The following is an 18,949-nucleotide window of genomic DNA, read 5'->3' on the forward strand; positions in this document are numbered from 1 at the left end:
GGGCGGCGTCTATAGCTCTTTTTTCGCCGGCTGGGTATGGGGCGCCACTTTGCGGCGCTTTTGGGTCGGATAGAAAAATTTGGCCCGCCGCCTCGACATTGCCGCGCAGCTTGTGTAACCGCACACCTCCCCCGCGCCGGGCCGTCATCTCATACGCAAGGATCCCCCATGAAACCGATCAGCGGTGGCATCGACTTTGGCACGTCCAACTCCACCGTCGGCTATATCGCTGACGGCCGCCCGAAACTTGTGCCGCTCGAAGGCGATCATGTCGCCATGCCCAGCGCCGTCTTCTACAATTTCGAGGACAACAACACCTATTTCGGCCGCCGGGCGATTGCCGACTACACCGAGAACGCCGAGGGCCGCCTGCTGCGCGCGCTGAAGAGCGTGCTCGGCTCCTCGCTGATCCATGAGAAGACGCGCATCAAGGCGCGCTATCTCGCCTTCTCCGACATCATCGGCACCTTCGTCGCCTATCTGAAGGAGCGGCTGGACAGCGAACTGGGCCAGGACATCGAGCAGGTCGTCCTCGGCCGCCCGGTGCATTTCGTCGACGAAGACGAGGCTGCCGACCGCGACGCGCAGAACCAGCTAGAAGCCGCCGCACGCGCGCAGGGTTTCAAGCACATCGCCTTCCAGTTCGAGCCGATCGCGGCCGCACTCGACTATGAGCAGAGCGTGACCCGCGAGGAGCTGGCGCTGATCATCGACATCGGCGGCGGTACCTCCGACTTCTCCATCGTCCGCGTCTCGCCCGAGCGGGCGCGCGCGGCCGACCGCAAGGACGACATCCTCGCCAGCACCGGCGTGCATATCGGCGGTACCGATTTCGACCGGCTGCTGTCGGTCGCGCATCTGATGCCCGAGCTCGGCTACAAGACCCAGACCAAGGACGGCAAGCGCAACCTGCCCGCCGGCTATTTCAACGACCTCGCCACCTGGCAGCGCATCAACATGCTCTATACGCCCAAGGCCATGACCGACCTGCGCCAGATCCGCTACGAGGCGGCAAAGCCCGAGCTGGTCGACCGCATGATCGACATCGTCGCCAACCGCCAGGGCCACGCACTGGCCGGCACGGTGGAGCGCGCCAAGATCGACCTCACCGACCGCGACGACACCTCGATGACCGTCAAGCTGACCGAGGAGACGCTGTCGCTGCCGGTCACGCGCGCCGGCCTCGACGAGGCGATCGACCTGGCGGTCGAGCGGGTTGCGAACACCGTGCAGAAGACGCTCGCCGACGCCGGCGTCGAGGCCCAGCGTATCACCACGCTCTTCCTCACCGGCGGCTCGACGGCCATTCCGATGCTCAAAAACCGCCTGCTGTCGCTTTTTCCAGGTGCAACGGTCGTGCAGGGCGATATGTTCGGCTCGGTCGGGCTCGGGCTGTCGCTCGATGCGGCCCGCAAATTCGGGACAGCTTAAGAGGCTTCATGGAACTTCCCGCAGCCCTTCGCCAGGCGGTCGACAAGGCGCTCGAAGGCGTGCCGCTGCCGGTGCTGAAGCAGGCGGCGGAGGTGCTGTCGCGTCGCTACCGCGCCGAGACGCGCGACGGGCGGCTGCACCTGTCCGACGACCTGGCGGCAAAGGCCTATTTGGCCACACGCCTGCCGGCAACCTATGCGGCGGTGCGCGCCAGCCTTGAAGCAGTGACCGAGGCGCGGGAAAATTTTGCGCCGCGCAGCCTCATCGATGTCGGCGCCGGCCCGGGCACTGTGTTTTGGGCGGCGCGCGACTGCTGGGACAGTCTTGAGGACGCAATGCTGGTCGAGACCAGCCCCGCGATCCGCGCCGTAGGCACGGATCTCGCCCGCCACGCCGAGCCCGTCACCGCGCGCTACCTTGCCGCCGATGTGTTGGGAAAATTCCCTGATTTAAAACCCGCCGATCTGGTCACGCTCGCCTATGTGCTGGACGAGCTGCCGCCTGAAAAGATCGAGCCGCTGGTCGACCGGCTGTGGGCGCTGACGGGCGACACGCTCGTCATCGTCGAACCCGGCACGCCGGCCGGCTGGCAGCGCATTTTGCGCGTCCGCACGCGACTGATCGAGGCGGGTGCGCATCTGATTGCCCCTTGCCCGCACAGCCAAGAATGCCCGCTGGTCGCGCCCGACTGGTGCCATTTCTCCCGTCGCGTCGCCCGCTCGCGCCTGCATCGGCTGGCCAAGGGCGGCGAAGTGCCGTGGGAAGACGAAAAGTTCATCTATATCGCCGCCTCGCGTCATGCGGGCGAGGCTTTTGAGGCGCGTGTTCTGGCGCCGCCGCAGGCCTCAAGCGGCATGGTGCGGCTGAAACTGTGCGATGCTGAAGGCACCGCCGGCGAACGTCTTTTGACCCGCCGCGATGGCACAGCCTTCAAGGCCGCGCGCAAGCTTGATTGGGGCGATGCGATCTATTCGGAGTAGGCGTTGCCTGCTTTGGCAGACGCTGCTGCCCCCTCTCCGTCTCGCTGCGCTCGACACCTCTCCCCCACTTCGTGGGGGCGAGGAACCGCGGCGGCGATCTTGGCGCCTTTCCTCGCCCCGCTTGCGGGGAGAGGTGTCGAGCGCAGCGAGACGGAGAGGGGTTTTGTCCAGCTAGCGATCAGGTCCGAGCGCTCGGCTAACCCCGCGCCGCCAGTTCCTTCAGCCGGTAAAGCTCTTCCATCGCCTGGCGCGGGGTCATCTCGTCGAGATTGAGCGCGGCAAGGGCGGCACCCACGACATCCACCTTCGCCGGCGCGGGCGGCTCCTTCTTCATCGCCGCCGAGAACAGCGGCAGGTCGTCGACCAGCCGGTCGGCCTTGCCGGAGGTTTCGCCAGCCTCGAGCTGATGCAGCACGTCCTTGGCGCGTTGCACCACGGCGTCCGGCAGGCCGGCCAGCCGCGCCACTTGCACGCCGTAGGAACGGTCGGCCGCGCCCTTGCCGACCTCATGCAGGAAGACCACGTCGCCTTCCCACTCTTTCACCCGCATGGTCACGTTGGAGAGGCGCTGCAGCTTCTCGGCCAGCGCCGTCATCTCGTGGAAATGGGTGGCGAAGATCGCGCGGCAGCGGTTCTTCTCGTGCAGATATTCCACCGCCGCCCAGGCGATCGACAGGCCGTCGAAGGTCGCCGTGCCGCGTCCGATCTCGTCCAATATGACCAGCGCGCGCTCGCCCGCCTGATTGAGGATCGCCGCCGTCTCCACCATCTCGACCATGAAGGTCGAGCGGCCGCGCGCCAGATCGTCCGAGGCGCCGACGCGGGAGAACAGCCGGTCGACGACGCCGATATGGGCGCTTGCCGCAGGCACGAAAGACCCCATCTGGGCGAGGATTGCGATCAGCGCGTTCTGGCGCAGGAAGGTCGATTTACCGCCCATATTGGGTCCGGTCAGCAGCCAGATGGCGCCGGCCTTGGCGCTGCCTTCGGGCGACAGGTCGCAGTCATTGGCAACGAAGGCGTTCTCGCCTGCCGCCCGCAGCGACTGCTCGACCACCGGGTGGCGGCCGCCGACGATCTCGAAGGCGAGGCTGTCGTCAACAACAGGCCGGCACCAGTTCTCGCTGGTCGCCAGCACCGCAAGTGCGGCCGACACGTCGAGCGAGGCAAGGGCCGCCGCACCGGCGCGGATCGTCTCGGCCTCGCCGACTGCCTCGGCCACCAGCCTGTCGAACGCCGCAAGCTCGATCGCCAGCGCGCGGTCGGCGGCATTGGCGATCTTGGTCTCCATCTCGGCCAGTTCGGTCGTGGTGAAGCGCATGGCGTTGGCCATGGTCTGGCGATGGATGAAGCGCGCCTTGGCCTCGTCCGAGCCATTCATGATCGCCTGATGGTTTGCCGTCACCTCGATGTAATAGCCCAGCACATTGTTGTGCCGGATTTTTAGGGACCGGATACCGGTTTCCTCGATCAGGTCGCGCTCCATGCCGGCAATCACGCGCCGCGACTCGTCGCGCAGCGCGCGCATCTCGTCGAGCTCGACATTGTATCCGGCACGCACGAAACCGCCGTCGCGCTTCAAGAGCGGCAGGTCGTCGTCCAGCGCCCCGGTCAGATGCTCGGCAAAGGCAACCGGCAGCGCGGAAATCGCTTCCAGCGCTTCGGAAACTTCCGCCGAAACTTCGACTTCGGCGAACAGCGCGCGTATCGCAAGCGCCGCCTCGAACCCCGAGCGCAGCGCGCCGAGATCGCGCGGCCCGCCGCGGTTCAGCGCCAGCCGGGTCAGCGCGCGCGGCATGTCGGACACGCCCTTCAGGCAGGCGCGCAGGGCCTCAATCAGTCGCCGCTCGGCGAGGAAGAAGGCGACCGAATCCAGCCGCTGGGCGATTGCCCTCGGGTCGGTCAGCGGCGACATCAGCCGGTCGGCCAAGAGCCGCGCGCCGGCGCCGGTCACCGTGCGGTCGATGGCCTTCAGGAGCGAGCCGTCGCGGCTGCCGCCGGTGGTGCGCAACAGTTCCAGATTGGCGCGCGTCGCCGGATCGATGAACAGGGTCGAGCCCGACTGCTCGCGCTCGGGCCGCGACAGCGGCGGCCGCTCGGCTTTTTGGGTCTTCTCCACATAGGCGATGACGCCCGAGATGGCCGACAGCTCGGCGCGCGAAAACGTGCCAAAACTGTCCGGCGTCGCCACCTCGAAGAAGCGCGCGATGCGGCCCGGCGCCGAGGCCGAGTCGAACAGGCTCGACGGCTGCGGATTGGCCACCCGCCCCACCAGATCGAACACCGGCTTCAGCTCGGCGTCGTAAAACACCGGCTCGGGCAGGACCAGCTCGCGCGGGTCGATGCGGAAAATGTCGGCCAGCAGATTGTCGGCGCTGGTCTCGGCCACGCGAAAAATGCCGGTCGACAGCTCGATCCAGGCCAAGGCATACGCATTGTCGGAGCCGCCCTTCACGCGCCCCAGCGCCATCAGGAAATTCGATTCCGCCGGCGCCAGCAGCTTGTCCTCGGTGATGGTGCCGGGGGTGACCACCCGCACCACGTCGCGCTTCACCACCGATTTCGAGCCGCGCTTCTTGGCCTCGGCCGGGTCCTCGATCTGCTCGCAGACGGCAACGCGGTGGCCGAGCCCGATCAGCTTCTGCAGATAGTCGTCCGCCGCATGGATCGGCACGCCGCACATGGGGATGTCCTGGCCCTGGTGCTTGCCGCGCTTGGTGAGCACGATGCCCAGCGCGCGGCTGGCGATCTCCGCGTCATCGAAGAACAGCTCGTAGAAATCGCCCATGCGATAGAACAGAAGCGAATCCGGATTCGCCGCCTTGATCTCGAGGAACTGTTCCATCATCGGCGTGGCGGCGCCGCTGCCCGGCAGAGGCGTGCTGGCGTCGGTGCGGATCGGCGTTTCGTCGTTCACTGTCTCGTCCAAAAAAGAGCTTCGTCCTGATTGGCGGTTTACAGGGCCGAAGTGTAGCCTTAATCCCGAACACTCCACAAAAAAGGGCTAGGGAAGGGACCCCGCGACACCATGGCATCCGGCAAGAAATCAGACAATGTAGGTCCCTCCGTCGGCGCGCAGGAGGCGTTGGAGTTCCACGCCATGGGCCGCCCCGGCAAGCTGGAGATCAGCCCCACCAAGCCAATGGCCACGCAGCGCGATCTGTCGCTCGCCTATTCGCCGGGCGTCGCGGTGCCGGTGCTCGCCATCGCGGAAGACCCGAGCCGCGCCTTCGACTACACCACGCGCGGCAACATGGTGGCCGTCATATCCAACGGCACGGCCATCCTCGGCCTCGGCAATCTCGGCGCGCTGGCCTCCAAGCCGGTGATGGAAGGCAAGGCGGTGCTGTTCAAGCGCTTCGCCGACGTCGATTCCATCGACCTCGAAGTCGACACCACCGACGTCGACGAATTCATCAACTGCGTGCGCTATCTGGGCCCCTCCTTCGGCGGCATCAACCTCGAAGACATCAAGGCGCCCGACTGCTTCATCATCGAGCAGCGCCTGCGCGAGATCATGGACATCCCCGTCTTCCACGACGACCAGCACGGCACGGCAATCATCGCCGCCGCCGGCCTCATCAACGCGCTCGAAATCACCGGCCGCGACCTCAAGACGACAAAGCTCGTCTGCAACGGCGCCGGCTCGGCCGGCATCGCCTGCATCGAGCTCATCAAGTCGATGGGCTTTGCGCCCGAAAACATCATCCTCTGCGACACCAAGGGCGTGGTCTACCAGGGCCGCACCGAAGGCATGAACCAGTGGAAGTCGGCGCACGCGGTGGTCACCGACGCCCGCAGCCTGGCCGACGCCATGGACGGCGCCGACGTGTTCTTCGGCCTTTCCGCCAAGGGCGCGCTGACCACCACCATGGTCCAGTCCATGGCCAAGAACCCGATCATCTTCGCCATGGCCAATCCCGATCCGGAGATCACGCCCGAAGAGGTCGCCGAGATCCGCACCGACGCCATCATGGCCACCGGCCGTTCGGACTATCCGAACCAGGTCAACAACGTGCTTGGCTTCCCCTACATTTTTCGCGGGGCGCTCGACGTTCGCGCCACCACCATCAACGACGAGATGAAGATCGCCGCCGCCCACGCGCTGGCCGACCTCGCCCGCAAGGACGTGCCCGACGATGTCGCCGCCGCCTACCAGGGCAACCGGCCGAAATTCGGCCCCAACTACATCATCCCGGTGCCGTTCGACCCGCGCCTCATCTCGGCCATCCCGGTCGCGGTCGCGAGAGCCGCGATGGACACCGGCGTCGCCCGCCGGCCGATCCTCGACCTCGACAAATACGCCAACGAGCTGTCGGCCCGCCGCGACCCGATCGCCTCAACGCTGCAGCGCATCTATGACCGCGTGCGCCGCCAGCCCAAGCGCATCGTCTTCACCGAAGGCGAGGAAGAGCAGATGATGCGCGCGGCCGTGTCCTATGTGAACCAGAAGCTCGGCACCGCCATCCTGCTCGGCCGCGACGACGTCATCAAGGAAAACGCCCGCAACGCCGGCGTCGACCTCGACAAGCCCGGCATCGAGATCATCAATGCGCGCCTGTCGCGCCGCAACGCCATCTATGCCGACTTCCTCTACGAGCGCCTGCAGCGCAAGGGCTTTTTGTTCCGCGACTGCCAGCGCCTGATCAACAACGACCGCAACCATTTTGCCGCCGCCATGGTGGCGCTGGGCGATGCCGACGGCATGGTCACGGGCGTCACCCGCAACTACTCCACCGCGCTGGAAGACGTGCGCCGCGCCATCGACGCAAAGCCCGGCCACCGCGTCATCGGCGTGTCGATCGCGCTCTGCCGCGGCCGCACCGTGCTGGTGGCCGACACGGCCGTGCACGACATGCCGAATGCCGAGCAGATCGCCGACATCGCCGAGGAAGCCGCCGGCTTCGCGCGCCGCATGGGCTATGAGCCGCGCATCGCCATGCTCGCCTATTCCACCTTCGGCCACCCGGCCGGCGAGCGCTCCGAGCGCATCCAGGAAGCGGTAAAAATCCTCGACAAGCGCCGCGTCGATTTCGAATATGACGGCGAAATGGCCGCCGACGTCGCGCTCAACCCGCGCCTCATGCAGCAATACCCCTTCTGCCGCCTGTCGGGCCCGGCCAATGTGCTGGTCATGCCGGCGTTCCACTCGGCCTCGATCTCGACCAAGATGCTGCAGGAACTCGGCGGCTGCACGGTCATCGGCCCGCTCCTGGTCGGCCTCAACAAGCCGGTCCAGATCGTGCCGCTCAATGCCAAGGATTCCGACATCGTCAACATGGCGGCGATCGCGGCGTTTACGGCGGGTGCTTGAAGCAGCGGTCGGCCCCGAGCTTTTGCGAGGGGCCGATCAATCGACAACGATTTGTCGATTGAAGCGCTTCAAGGCCCGGAGCCATAGCGGAGGGCATGGCGCCAGCCCTCTATACTGGCGCTCGAACAGCGATAGAGACTGTCGGGGACCGGGAGGAAAAGCCCGACCGTGCAACGGTTGACGCAAACAAAGTTTGCGTGCAACTTCCCGTTGAGAAAACGGGGGCTATGATGGCATTCAGGGCAGTCCAGTGGAAGCGAAACCTCAATAAAATCCCGCAAACGGTTACGACATCCCTCGCGGATATTAAGACTGATCTTGTCGTGGCGGCTGTCACAAAACTGATCCGGCCATCGGAAATCAGAAGTACGTATCGGCACCTAGCATTTCCTTCTCAAAAAGGTGAGGTGCAAACCTCTCTTCCGTCGCTCGACATGGGGAAGTACTCGACCCGGAACCAGCACGGTTGGGACGTTGTTCGGCGCGACCTGCCGATGATCACAAAGACCTACTATTGGGAAACGCCGAACTTTGGCGATGCGTCAACGTATGGAACTCACCTCCACTACCAAGATCGTGAGGTGTTTCAGCGCGAGTTCCATGAGCCGCGCATGTACCGGCTGACAATCGAGATGCTTCGCGATGGGGCAGGGGGGGATAACCCAAGCGCGTACCGCGTCGCTCTAGATCATCAGCTTGATCGCGGAACCCCGGCATTCGATCAGGAACTGCTCTTCATGTTGAACTTGTTGCAGGAGAACGTGGGCGCGGCGGGCGTTTTTAGCAGCGGTGCGAGTCGAGAAGATTATCTTGGCACCCTTCATCTTGATTGGCAGGTTTTCCCTCCAGGAAACCAAGCTGAGATCGTGAGAGCTATGGCAGGAGGACGGCGAGCATCGCGAGAAGAAGAAGCCATTGTTACGAACAGAGTTGCATTGTTTTCCCGCCTTCGGCCGCGAGCATTTCTCAGGGGTAGTGGCGGGCTGAGTTCCTACGTCGGCGCGCAGTATGCAGACGACTTGGTTGTGTTCGAAAACATCAAATACGGTAACGCGCTCTATATTCTGTACGATAACTGGGAAGAGGTGTCACAGCGATCCCGCCTGGAATTGCTGCGAGGTACTGACGTGAGTTTCGACCGCGTTGTTCATGCCGAAGGTTGGGAGGGTATCTTCCAAAGAATTCTTCAAAAGGAGAAACGGCGTCGCCGGATTCGGGACTAGGCGGATCGGCACCACGCCGTAGACAGTTTGCGCTGGCGGTAGCCTTCCTGGACGCCAGCGCGCTTTCCTGCAACTAAGAAAAAGTGGATAAACTCAGCCCGCTCCCCAATCCAACCATTTGAAAAGATTGAGGGATGGAAAAAATCGTCTCTGATTTTCTCCCCCACCTTTTCGCCTCCCGCATAATCCTCCGCATCGGCCTCACCGGGAACACGGGTCATGAACCGGATGAGCGTGGAGGGCGACGATGTCCGGGCTGGTGGCGCTAACGGTGGCGCTGCTGGGTGATGAACCCCCAAGTCCGGGCCCAGGGTGTGGCTGGCCGCGCGAATGCGGAGGCGAACAAACCCAGGCAAGAGCATCGAACGGGCGGTCGAAGGACCGCAAGATTTACCTAAACGAGCGTGTCCGACGACCGCCCGTCTTCCCAGTTCTTTGAAATGGCCAGACGCGAAAGCGGGCGTGGCAATGAATAGGTGCGTGCCCTGAGCTTGTCGAAGGGCGAGGCTCGCCCTGAGGGCGTGGCAAAGATGAGGTGCGTCCTTCGAGGCTCGCTACGCTCGCACCTCAGGATGAGGGAGGTTGGCGCGGCACCTCAACATGAGGGACGTCGCCGCCAAGGGTAGCCCTCAAGGTTAGCAGGGCGGGCGCCAACGGTAGCCCTCATGGTGAGGTGTGAGCCCGGAGGGCGAGCCTCGAACCACGAGGGCGGGTCAACGCCCTACAGCAACCCCGCCTGCTCGGCCTGCTCGCGCAGGTTTTGGCGCGGGCGGGGGCCGATCTGCTGGATGACGAGGCCGGCCGCCAGCGAGCCGAGCTTGCCGCAGTCTTCCAGGCTGCGCCCGGCGGTGTAGCCGAACAGGAAGCCGGCGGCGTAAAGATCGCCCGCGCCGGTGGTGTCGACCAGCTCGGCGATCTCGATGGCGTCGACGGCAACCGTCTCGTCGCCGCGCACGATGACCGAGCCGAGCTCCGAGCGGGTGACGGCGGCGAGCTTGCAGTCCCTGCGGATCAGCTCCAGCGCCTGTTCAAAAGATTCGGTCTGGTAGAGCGACTTGGCCTCGCTCTCATTGGCAAACACGATGTCCACCGTGCCCGAGCGCATGAGGTCCAAAAACTCGTCGCGGTAGCGGTCGACGCAGAACGGGTCCGACAGCGTCATCGAAACTTCGCGGCCGGCGGCATGGGCATGCGCGGCGGTGAGGCGGATGGCTTCCTTGGCCAGCGGCGGGTCCCAGAGATAGCCTTCGAAATAGGTGACCTTGGCGCCGCTCGCCTTGTCGGCCTCCACGTCCTGCGGCCCCAGCTCCACGCAGGCGCCGAGATAGGTGTTCATCGAGCGCTCGCCGTCTGGCGTGACAAAAATCATCGAGCGCGCGGTGGGCGGCGTGCCGGTCAGCGGGCTGGTGTCGAAGGCCACGCCCTGCGCCTTGATGTCGTGGGTGAAGATGCCGCCGAGATGGTCCTGGCTGACCTTGCCGAAATAGGCCGCGCGCCCGCCAAAGCTCGCCACGCCCGCCGCCGTGTTGCCCGCGCTGCCGCCGGAAGCCTCGATGGCCGGGCCCATGCGGCTGTAGAGCAGCTCGGCGCGCTCGGCGTCGATCAGGTTCATGGCGCCCTTGATGATGCGGTTCTCCACGAGGAAATCGTCGTCGCACTGGGCAATGATGTCGACAATGGCATTGCCGATGCAAAGCACGTCGTATTGGCTCATGAAGCTCTCCGCAAAAGCCGGGCAGATAGGTTTTGGCACGCAGGCCGCCGGCGGGTCTAGCCGTTCGGGCAGATTTTGCAAAGCTGCAAAAGCGCATTCTTGCGGGGGCGCCGGCGCCCGCCTATCTCTGGGCGGCAACGGCCCCGACGTGAAAGGAGACGCCGCCGATGATATTCGACGCCGCCCGTGCCGCCGCCGGCAGGCTGTTCTCGCCCGAATTCCGCGCCGTGTTTTTGAAAACGCTGGGCATCACGCTGCTCGCGCTGGTGGCGTCGTGGTTCGGGCTCTACAAGCTGTTCGACGCGCTTGCCTTGCCCTGGATCGACGCACTGCTGCCCGGCTTTCCCGCCTGGGCCGGCTGGCTCGGGCTGATCGCGGCGATCTTCGCCGGCGTCGGGCTGGCGCTCGGTCTTGCCCTGCTGATCGCGCCGGTGACGGCGCTGGTTGCGGGACTGTTCTTGGATGACATTGCCGAAGTGGTCGAGCGCACCGACTATCCCGCCGACCCGCCCGGCCGGGCTTTGCCCATCGTGCCGGCCATCGTCATGACGCTGAAATTTCTGGGCGTGGTCATCGTCGCCAACATTTTGGCGCTGTTTCTGCTTCTGGTGCCGGGCATCAACATCGGCGCGTTTTTCCTGATCAACGGCTATCTGCTCGGCCGCGAATTCTTCGAGTTCGCCGCCATGCGGTTCAGGCCTGAAGCGGAGGCCAAGGCGCTGCGGCGCAAATATGCCGGCACGGTGTTCATGGCTGGTCTGGTGATCGCCGCCTTCCTTGCGGTGCCGCTGCTCAACCTTCTGACGCCGCTCTTCGCCGCCGCCATGATGGTGCATCTGCACAAGGCCGTCTCCGCGCGCGAGCTTTCGCCGGCGCGGCCCGAGCGTGTGGCGGCGCGGGCGGGGTAGGGCTCACCGGCTAGAGAACATGTCCTGAAGCGTGCCGAAGGGAACGCCATCGCGCGAAAATTCGAAGGTGCCGTCTTCAAGCATCTCGCGCGAAGCCTTCTGCAGCATGCCGAAAGCGTAGGTCGTCAGCTTGGAGCCGAGCGAGATGCGTTTTGCGCCGGCTTCGGCAAGGGCAGCGACGCTGAAGCCCGGCACCGCCAGAATGTTGACCGGCTTCGACACGGCCGAGCAGATTTTTCGCACCGTCTCGACATCGCTGATGCCCGGCGCATAAAGCACGTCGGCGCCGGCCTTCTCGAAGGCCTGCAGCCGCTTGATGGTGTCGTCGAGATCCGGGCGGCCGTGCAAAAAATTCTCGGCGCGCGCGGTGAAGACAAAGCCGCGCCGCAGCGCGTGCGTAGCCTCGGCGGCTGCCGCCACGCGCTCGACTGCGGCGGAAAAATCGTAGATCGGCTTATCGGGGTCGCCCGAAAAATCCTCGATCGAGCAGCCGGCCAGCCCGGCGGCGCTGGCCGCAAAAATGGTTTCGGCCGCACTTTCGGGGGTGTCGCCCTTGCCCTTTTCCAGGTCGGCCGAAACCGGCAGTTCGGTGGCCGTGGCCAGTTCCTTGCAATGGGCGATCATGACCTCGAAAGGCACGCCGCCATCGGGCAGGCCGCGCGAAAAGGCAAAGCCGGCGCTGGTCGTGGCCAGCGCCTTGAAGCCGGCGGCGGCGAGAAGCTTCGCCGTGCCGATGTCCCAGGGATTGGGGATGACAAAGGCGCCAGGCGCCTCATGGAGCTTGCGAAATACCGCGCCGTTATCCATTGCACCGACCTCGAAACAGGATGGAACGGCGCGATATTAGCGGCGAGCGGGCAGGGTCGCAAACCCGATTTAATCGAGCGGAATCAATCCTGCCAATTCGCGCATGTCGTCGAACAGAATGCCGCCTGCGGCTGCCAGGCCGTCGCGATTGGTGTGCGGGTCGCCATGGTAGGAGAAGACGCGCATGCCGGCGGAAATGCCAGCCTGCGTGCCGGGCACGCTGTCCTCGATGACGATGCAATCGGCCGGGTCGAAGCCCATGGTGGCAGCCGCATGCAGGAAGAGATCCGGAAACGGCTTGGCGCGGCCCACCATGCTGGCGCTGAACAGCACGTCCTCGAAATAGGGCAGGAGCCCGGTTGTGCCGAGCGTCACATGCATCTTGGAGACCCGCGCCGAGGAGGCGACGCAATAGGGTATGTCGCGCGCCCGCACTGCCTCGATGAAGTCGCGCACATGCGGAATGGCTTCCACGCCGTGGGTGGCGAACAGATCCGGCAGGCCGGCGTTCCAGCGCTCGACGAAATCCTCGCCAAGGCTGTAGCCCTGTGCCTCGACCTCCTTCTGCACCGAAATCATGCTGCGGCCGGAGAAGGTCTTACGGCAATACTGGTAGTCGACATCCATGCCGGCCTTGCGCAGCCAGCCGGACAGCTCCTTGTTGACGGTGTTTTCGGTGTCGACCAGCACACCGTCGCAATCGAAGATGACGAGCTTGGGCTGCTTCATGCGTGCCCCGTCGAGCCGAAGCCGCCTGCGCCGCGTCCTGTCGAGTTGGCGAGGCTCTGCTCCTCGAGCTTCACCTGCGTGACCGGGGCGAAGATGATCTGCGCGATGCGCATGCCGCGCTCGACATAGAACTCCTCGTCGCCGTGGTTGATCAGCAGCACCTTCACCTCGCCGCGATAGTCGCTGTCGATGGTGCCGGGCGTGTTGAGGCAGGTGATGCCGTGCCTGAAGGCAAGACCCGAGCGTGGCCGCACCTGGCCTTCAAAGCCTTCGGGGATTTCGAAGATCAGGCCGGTCGGCACCAGCGCGCGCCGGCCGGGCAGGATGAGAAGCGGACGATCATCGGGCACTGCCGCGCGCAGGTCCATGCCGGCGGCACCAGCCGTCTCATAAGCGGGCAGGTCGAGACCCTTAGCTTCGGGAAGTCGGACGACGCCGACGATGGGGGAATTTTGGGAGGGCGTGTTCATGGCCGCGATCTATTGTCCGCTTCTCGGCTTTCGTCAATTCGCAAGCATGGCATGCGACGGATTTTGGCGGGCGTGGAATGGTCGCCCTGTTGAATAGGCCCTAGCGCTCCGATTGCGGAATCCCATGGATGGCTGCACGCTGGCGGAACTGGACCTGACTCGACCTGCGCGAGTCCGCCATCGTTTGATTCGATGCGATCAACCTAAGGTAGATGAATCCTTAGTATATTCTCGCTAAAGATGTTGCTATCGAATTGAGTTATGATAATATTCCTACGGGTGGGATTACATGACAGCGGTAAAGCCTATCAAGTATACTGCCCATGCGGAGACGGTCATATATGAGCGTCAACTCGAGAGAGCTTGGATCGAGGATGCCGTCCATATGCCGGATTGGCGAGAAGCAGATTCGTCCAGTTCAGCGGTCGAGCGGCGCTTTCGTATTATTCATGAAAGAGGCGACCGCGTCTTACGCGTGGTCTGTGTGGAAACAGCGGATGAAATCCGTATAATCTCGGCATTTCTGGATCGCCGTGCAAAAAGGCCGACATGACGCTAAAACTTGAGTACGACGCGGAAGCCAATGCTGCTTACATCCGTTTCTCGTCAGAGCCAGTCGAGGAAAGCGAGGAAGTGTCCGCAGGCATTATCCTCGATTATGATGTGCAGGGGCGGATCGTCGGAATGGAAGTGCTCGGCGCGCGCGAGCATCTTCCACCAACCGTTCTGACAAAGGCGGCATAAGCCAAAGAAACAGCAATTCGCGAACATATCGCAAAGACGTAAGATGCGGGTCGCGGTCTACTCGCGCAGTGCCGACACCAGCAAAAACATCGGGCGCTCGCGCTCTTCGGCCAATTCCGCATTGGCGGCGACCTGTGCGTCGGTCGGGCCCCATTCCTCGACATGGGTGATGGTGAAGCTGGTGCGGATCAAGAGGTTGAGCGTGGTGCCCAGGGTGCGGTGCTGCTTCACCACCCCTTCGGCCAGCCAGTTGGTCACACGCGCGCCTTCCATCTGGTAGCTGTCCACCGGCCACGTCTTGCGGCCCTGCGCGTCGACCTTCCAGCCCGGATGCATCGGCGCCATCAGGATGGGATGCTCGATCGAAAAGGTGAATTGCCCGCCTGGCACGAGCGCGCGATGAACCGTCGCCAACAGCCGAGGCAAGTCCACGATGTAGTGCAGGGCGAGCGAACTGTAGGCGAGATCGAACGACGCCTCCGGTAGGTCCAGATGCTCGAGATCCGCCCGCTCATAAATCACGGTATCGTCGGTGGTGGCGGCGCGAGCGCGGGCCAGCATGTTTTCCGACACGTCGAGGCCGAGCACTTGCGCGGCACGATTTTCGCGCGCCCAGCGACAAAACCAGCCGAAACCGCAGCCGAGGTCCACGACACGCTTGTCGGCGAGGTCAGGCAGCAGCGCCTGCAGCGACGGCCATTCGGGTGCGCCCTCCAGCCCGCGCACGGAACGGCCAAGGCGGCTGTAGCCCTCGAAGAAATCGGGATTGTCGTAGATGTTCTGTGTCACGTCCCGGTCCCTCGCTTGAGCTCTGCTGCTTGTGAAGAATTCTGCGCAATATCGCCTATATGTGGCGGACGTATATGACGAGGCTTGGGCGACAAGGGCCAGATCGTCCCATTTTCTCGACAGCGGCTCGACCTCCTGCTAGAAGCCGGCCCATCAAACAGGATCATCACGACATGGCTGAAGACATAGCCAAGGCGGTCGGACGCCGCCGCACCTTCGCGATCATTGCCCACCCGGACGCCGGCAAGACCACGCTGACCGAAAAACTCCTGCTGTTCGGCGGCGCCATCCAGCTTGCGGGCGAAGTGAAAGCGAAGAAGGACCGCATCCAGACCCGCTCGGACTGGATGAAGATCGAGCGCGAGCGCGGCATTTCGGTCGTCACCTCGGTGATGACCTTCGAATATGGCGACAACGTCTTCAACCTGCTCGACACGCCCGGCCACGAAGACTTTGCCGACGATACTTATCGGACATTGTCCGCGGTCGATAGCGCGGTCATGGTCATCGACGCCGCCAAGGGTATCGAGCCGCGCACGCTGAAACTGTTCGAAGTTTGCCGTATGCGCGACATCCCGATCGTCACCTTCGTCAACAAGATGGACCGCGAGGCCCGCGACACCTACGAGATCCTCGACGAGATCGAACAGAAGCTGGCGCTCGACACCGCGCCCATCACCTGGCCCATCGGCCAGGGCAAGACCTTTGCCGGCACCTATCACCTGGCCGAAAACGCGGTGCGCCGCAGTGACACGGAAGAAGAGCGCACGCCGGTGCACGGCCCGGACTCCAACTGGGCTGCGGGCCTGTTGCCCGACAACGACCGCCCGGCCTTCATCGAGGAGCTTGAACTGGCGCGCGAGGCCTGCCGGCCTTTCGACCTCGAGGCCTTCCGCCAGGGCCATCTGACGCCGGTCTATTTCGGCTCGGCGCTGCGCAATTTTGGCGTGCGCGACCTGATCGAGGCGCTGGGTGCCTATGGCCCGGCCCCGCGCGCGCAGGAAGCCGATACGCGCAAGGTCGAGGCGACGGAGGAGAAGATGACCTCCTTCGTCTTCAAGATCCAGGCCAACATGGACCCCAACCACCGCGACCGCATCGCTTTCGTGCGCGTCTGCTCGGGCACGCTCCAGCGTGGCATGAAGGCGAAGCTCGTGCGCACCGGCAAGCCGATGTCGCTGTCGGCGCCGCAGTTCTTTTTCGCCCGCTCGCGCATCACGGCTGACGAGGCCTATGCCGGCGACGTGGTGGGCATTCCGAACCACGGCACGCTGCGCATCGGCGACACGTTGACCGAGGGCGAGGACATCCTTTTCCGCGGCGTGCCGAACTTCGCGCCGGAAATCCTGCGCCGCGTGCGCCTGGGCGATGCCATGAAGGCCAAGAAGCTCAAGGAAGCGCTGCAGCAGATGGCCGAAGAAGGCGTGGTTCAGCTCTTCCAGCCGGAGGACGGCTCGCCGGCGATCGTCGGCGTGGTCGGCGCGCTGCAGATCGACGTGCTGAAGGAGCGCCTCAACGTCGAATATACTCTGCCGGTCGATTTCGAGATGTCGCGCTTCTCGATCTGCCGCTGGATCGATGCCGACGACAAGGCCGACCTGCAGCGCTTCGTCGAAGCCCATCGCGGGGACATTGCCCGCGACCTCGACAACGATCCGGTGTTTTTGGCCCAGCACCAATTCTCGCTGAACTACGAGGCCGAGCGCTGGAAGGCGATCCGCTTCGCCGCAATCAAGGACTATCAGGTCCGCGACAAGGCGGCTTGAGCTGACAGAGCCAAGAACAAAAAAAGGCCGGGTTGATCCCGGCCTTTCATTTTTGGCGATCGGGCAAATGTCAGCGCTCGGCTGAGCGCGCCCAAAGATTGATGTCGGCCTCGCGGGCGTACTGATCGATCTCGGCCAGTTCCGCATCGCTGAAGTCGAGATTCTTCAGCGCGCCGACGCAGTCGGTAACCTGCTCGGGACGGCTGGCGCCGATCAGCGCCGAGGTCACGCGGCCCTTGCGCAGCACCCAGGCGATGGCCATCTGCGCGAGCGTCTGGCCGCGACGTGCGGCGATCTCGTTGAGCGCGCGGATATTGGCCAGCGTCCGTTCGTTGAGGAAGTTCTGCTTGAGCGACTTGCCCTGTGCGGCGCGGCTGTCCTCGGGCACGCCCTTCAGATATTTGGTCGTCAGCATGCCCTGCGCCAGCGGCGAGAACACGATCGAGCCGACGCCGAGTCCGTCCAGCGTGTCGAGCAGACCATCGTCTTCCACCCAGCGGTTGAGCATCGAATAGCTCGGCTGGTGGATGAGGCAGGGCGTGCCGAGTTCGCGCAGGATGTGCGCGGCCTCGCGCGTGCGCTGCGAGTTGTAGGACGAGATGCCGACATAGAGCGCCTTGCCTGAACGCACCGCATGGTCCAGCGCCATCATGGTCTCTTCCAGCGGCGTTTCGGGGTCGAAGCGGTGCGAGTAGAAGATGTCGACATAGTCGACGCCCATGCGCTTCAGGCTCTGGTCGAGGCTGGCGAGCACATATTTGCGGCTGCCCCATTCGCCGTAAGGTCCGGGCCACATGTCGTAGCCGGCCTTGCTGGAGATGATCAGCTCATCGCGCAGGCCAGCGAAATCGGTGCGCAGGATCTCGCCGAAGGCGATCTCGGCCGAGCCGGGGGGCGGGCCGTAATTGTTGGCGAGGTCAAAATGGGTGATGCCGAGGTCGAAGGCCGTGCGGCAGATGGCGCGCTTGGTCTCGTGCGGCGCGTCGTCGCCGAAATTGTGCCACAGGCCGAGCGAAACCGCCGGCAGCTTCAGGCCGGAACGCCCGCAGCGGTTGTAGAGCATGTTTTCATAACGGTTTTGGGCGGGAACATAGGACATGAAATCTCCTTTAAACGGACCCCCAAACCCGGCCTGCGGCAATCCACTTCTCCCCACAGAGGGCCTCGTGGCCCGGCTCCGGGTGGTGATCGCGAAGCGACCGGATGAGGGGGCAAATCGAGGGCGACGATGGCCCATGCGGGCGCCGTTGTCGACTGCCCGCCGTGCAATTTCTGCGCTGCCAGCGGCCTTGCCGCAGGCCAAATGTCTCAGAAATTGTTCGCCGCCTCGATCGAGCGGCGCGCGAAGCGCTCGTAATCGGACGGATTGTCGTGCTCGAGCACGTAGTAGCGGGCCCGGGTGCGGTTGCGCAGCCCCTTGATGATCATCGGCCAGTTGATGGTGCCGTAGCCGACATCGGTCCAGCCATCTTCCGTCCGCGCATGGCCGGCGGCTGCCATGTCCTTGACATGGACGGCCACGATGCGGGCGCCGTGACGCTCGATCCAGTCCATCACGTCGGCGCCGGCGCGCACCACCCAGGCGACGTCGATTTCCCAGCCGATGTTCGGCGCCGCGTCGAGAACATGCGCCAGCGGCACCGAGCCGTCCGAAAGCGGTATGAATTCGAAGTCGTGATTGTGCCAGCCGAGGTGGAAACCGGCCCCGGTGGCGGTGTTGCCGATACTGGCAAGGCGCCTGCTGAACTCACGCCAGCTGGCCGCGTCATAGGGCCTGTCGCGCGCCTCGAGATAGGGGCAGATCAAGAGATCGATGCCGAGCGTTCTGGCGATGCGCTCGACACTGGCAAAGTCGCGCTCGAGCATGTCGATGGGAAAATGTCCGCTCGGCATGGAAAGGCCGTTGCGGTCGAGCTCGGCGCGCATGCCGGCGGGATCGTCATAGACCCCGCCATAGCCTTCGATCTGCCGGTAGCCCAGCCGGGCGAGCGTCTGCAGCACGTTCGGCCAAGGCTGGAAGTTGCGGGCGCTGTAGAGCTGGAAAGACCAATCCATGAACTCCTCCAACCTGGCG

The 18,949-nt window shown here is 64.2% G+C and carries 16 protein-coding genes; 8 read left to right on the forward strand and 8 right to left on the reverse strand.

What is annotated here, in order from left to right; genetic code table 11:
* Positions 1-168: 168 nt before the first annotated feature.
* The gene (locus C7I85_RS07945; RefSeq protein ID WP_106723418.1) at positions 169-1,431 is read left to right on the forward strand and encodes an Hsp70 family protein; all 1,263 of its coding nucleotides are present in this window, start codon (positions 169-171) and stop codon (positions 1,429-1,431) included.
* An 8-nt stretch (positions 1,432-1,439) separates the two neighbouring features.
* Positions 1,440-2,411 carry a small ribosomal subunit Rsm22 family protein gene (locus C7I85_RS07950; protein ID WP_106723419.1) on the forward strand — a complete coding sequence of 324 codons (972 nt, stop codon included), beginning with the start codon at positions 1,440-1,442 and terminating at the stop codon, positions 2,409-2,411.
* 196 nt (positions 2,412-2,607) lie between these two features.
* On the opposite strand, the gene mutS is transcribed toward C7I85_RS07950, so the two are convergent.
* Entirely contained in the window at positions 2,608-5,259 is a 2,652-nt protein-coding gene (gene mutS, locus C7I85_RS07955; RefSeq protein WP_245444861.1) for a DNA mismatch repair protein MutS, read from the reverse strand.
* A 180-nt stretch (positions 5,260-5,439) separates the two neighbouring features.
* Between mutS and C7I85_RS07960 the strand changes: the two genes are divergently transcribed.
* Positions 5,440-7,725 carry an NADP-dependent malic enzyme gene (locus tag C7I85_RS07960; RefSeq protein WP_106723420.1) on the forward strand — a complete coding sequence of 762 codons (2,286 nt, stop codon included), beginning with the start codon at positions 5,440-5,442 and terminating at the stop codon, positions 7,723-7,725.
* A 95-nt stretch (positions 7,726-7,820) separates the two neighbouring features.
* Positions 7,821-8,948, forward strand: a complete 1,128-nt coding sequence (locus tag C7I85_RS07965) for a hypothetical protein (RefSeq protein WP_106723421.1) — start codon at positions 7,821-7,823, stop codon at positions 8,946-8,948.
* A gap of 721 nt (positions 8,949-9,669) precedes the next feature.
* Here C7I85_RS07965 and C7I85_RS07975 read toward each other — a convergent pair.
* Positions 9,670-10,662 (reverse strand): adenosine kinase, encoded by a 993-nt coding sequence (locus C7I85_RS07975; protein ID WP_106723423.1) that lies wholly within the window; start codon positions 10,660-10,662, stop codon positions 9,670-9,672.
* A 167-nt stretch (positions 10,663-10,829) separates the two neighbouring features.
* Here C7I85_RS07975 and C7I85_RS07980 point away from each other — a divergent pair, with 167 nt between their 5' ends.
* Positions 10,830-11,570, forward strand: a complete 741-nt coding sequence (locus C7I85_RS07980; protein ID WP_106723424.1) for a sulfate transporter family protein — start codon at positions 10,830-10,832, stop codon at positions 11,568-11,570.
* Between the two features lie 3 nt (positions 11,571-11,573).
* Here the strand turns inward: C7I85_RS07980 and C7I85_RS07985 are convergent, their stop codons facing one another.
* The 3 genes from C7I85_RS07985 to dut form a co-directional block, all read right to left on the reverse strand.
* Positions 11,574-12,377 (reverse strand): isocitrate lyase/PEP mutase family protein, encoded by an 804-nt coding sequence (locus C7I85_RS07985; RefSeq protein WP_106723425.1) that lies wholly within the window; start codon positions 12,375-12,377, stop codon positions 11,574-11,576.
* Positions 12,378-12,446: 69 nt separating this feature from the next.
* Positions 12,447-13,106 carry an HAD family hydrolase gene (locus tag C7I85_RS07990; RefSeq protein ID WP_106723426.1) on the reverse strand — a complete coding sequence of 220 codons (660 nt, stop codon included), beginning with the start codon at positions 13,104-13,106 and terminating at the stop codon, positions 12,447-12,449.
* A complete protein-coding gene (dut, locus tag C7I85_RS07995; protein WP_106723427.1) occupies positions 13,103-13,576 on the reverse strand; it encodes a dUTP diphosphatase in 474 nt (157 codons plus the stop codon). The genes C7I85_RS07990 and dut overlap by 4 nt, the downstream gene beginning before the upstream one ends.
* A gap of 289 nt (positions 13,577-13,865) precedes the next feature.
* Here dut and C7I85_RS32240 point away from each other — a divergent pair, with 289 nt between their 5' ends.
* The gene (locus C7I85_RS32240; RefSeq protein ID WP_106723428.1) at positions 13,866-14,129 is read left to right on the forward strand and encodes a DUF4258 domain-containing protein; all 264 of its coding nucleotides are present in this window, start codon (positions 13,866-13,868) and stop codon (positions 14,127-14,129) included.
* A complete protein-coding gene (locus C7I85_RS08005) occupies positions 14,126-14,320 on the forward strand; it encodes a DUF2283 domain-containing protein (RefSeq protein WP_106723429.1) in 195 nt (64 codons plus the stop codon). Before C7I85_RS32240 ends, C7I85_RS08005 begins: the two co-directional genes overlap by 4 nt.
* Positions 14,321-14,377: 57 nt before the next feature.
* Here C7I85_RS08005 and C7I85_RS08010 read toward each other — a convergent pair whose 3' ends face one another.
* Positions 14,378-15,109, reverse strand: coding sequence for a class I SAM-dependent methyltransferase (locus C7I85_RS08010; protein WP_106723430.1), 732 nt, complete (start codon positions 15,107-15,109; stop codon positions 14,378-14,380).
* A 173-nt stretch (positions 15,110-15,282) separates the two neighbouring features.
* Between C7I85_RS08010 and C7I85_RS08015 the strand changes: the two genes are divergently transcribed.
* A complete protein-coding gene (locus tag C7I85_RS08015; RefSeq protein WP_106723431.1) occupies positions 15,283-16,875 on the forward strand; it encodes a peptide chain release factor 3 in 1,593 nt (530 codons plus the stop codon).
* 70 nt (positions 16,876-16,945) lie between these two features.
* On the opposite strand, the gene mgrA is transcribed toward C7I85_RS08015, so the two are convergent.
* Positions 16,946-17,974, reverse strand: coding sequence for an L-glyceraldehyde 3-phosphate reductase (gene mgrA, locus C7I85_RS08020; protein WP_106723432.1), 1,029 nt, complete (start codon positions 17,972-17,974; stop codon positions 16,946-16,948).
* Between the two features lie 209 nt (positions 17,975-18,183).
* The gene (locus C7I85_RS08025; RefSeq protein WP_106723433.1) at positions 18,184-18,930 is read right to left on the reverse strand and encodes a sugar phosphate isomerase/epimerase family protein; all 747 of its coding nucleotides are present in this window, start codon (positions 18,928-18,930) and stop codon (positions 18,184-18,186) included.
* Positions 18,931-18,949 lie beyond the last annotated feature (19 nt).

The organism is Pseudaminobacter soli (ex Li et al. 2025) (genome assembly GCF_003012705.1).
GTDB lineage: Bacteria > Pseudomonadota > Alphaproteobacteria > Rhizobiales > Rhizobiaceae > Pseudaminobacter > Pseudaminobacter soli.

Bases quoted from the DNA above. Each gene is read 5' to 3' on its own strand.
- C7I85_RS07945 (WP_106723418.1), top strand. From the start codon at position 169: ATGAAACCGATCAGCGGTGGCATCGACTTTGGCACGTCCAACTCCACC.
- C7I85_RS07950 (WP_106723419.1), top strand. From the start codon at position 1,440: ATGGAACTTCCCGCAGCCCTTCGCCAGGCGGTCGACAAGGCGCTCGAA.
- mutS (WP_245444861.1), bottom strand. From the start codon at position 5,259: ATGATGGAACAGTTCCTCGAGATCAAGGCGGCGAATCCGGATTCGCTT.
- C7I85_RS07960 (WP_106723420.1), top strand. From the start codon at position 5,440: ATGGCATCCGGCAAGAAATCAGACAATGTAGGTCCCTCCGTCGGCGCG.
- C7I85_RS07965 (WP_106723421.1), top strand. From the start codon at position 7,821: ATGGCGCCAGCCCTCTATACTGGCGCTCGAACAGCGATAGAGACTGTC.
- C7I85_RS07975 (WP_106723423.1), bottom strand. From the start codon at position 10,662: ATGAGCCAATACGACGTGCTTTGCATCGGCAATGCCATTGTCGACATC.
- C7I85_RS07980 (WP_106723424.1), top strand. From the start codon at position 10,830: ATGATATTCGACGCCGCCCGTGCCGCCGCCGGCAGGCTGTTCTCGCCC.
- C7I85_RS07985 (WP_106723425.1), bottom strand. From the start codon at position 12,377: ATGGATAACGGCGCGGTATTTCGCAAGCTCCATGAGGCGCCTGGCGCC.
- C7I85_RS07990 (WP_106723426.1), bottom strand. From the start codon at position 13,106: ATGAAGCAGCCCAAGCTCGTCATCTTCGATTGCGACGGTGTGCTGGTC.
- dut (WP_106723427.1), bottom strand. From the start codon at position 13,576: ATGAACACGCCCTCCCAAAATTCCCCCATCGTCGGCGTCGTCCGACTT.
- C7I85_RS32240 (WP_106723428.1), top strand. From the start codon at position 13,866: ATGACAGCGGTAAAGCCTATCAAGTATACTGCCCATGCGGAGACGGTC.
- C7I85_RS08005 (WP_106723429.1), top strand. From the start codon at position 14,126: ATGACGCTAAAACTTGAGTACGACGCGGAAGCCAATGCTGCTTACATC.
- C7I85_RS08015 (WP_106723431.1), top strand. From the start codon at position 15,283: ATGGCTGAAGACATAGCCAAGGCGGTCGGACGCCGCCGCACCTTCGCG.
- mgrA (WP_106723432.1), bottom strand. From the start codon at position 17,974: ATGTCCTATGTTCCCGCCCAAAACCGTTATGAAAACATGCTCTACAAC.
- C7I85_RS08025 (WP_106723433.1), bottom strand. From the start codon at position 18,930: ATGGATTGGTCTTTCCAGCTCTACAGCGCCCGCAACTTCCAGCCTTGG.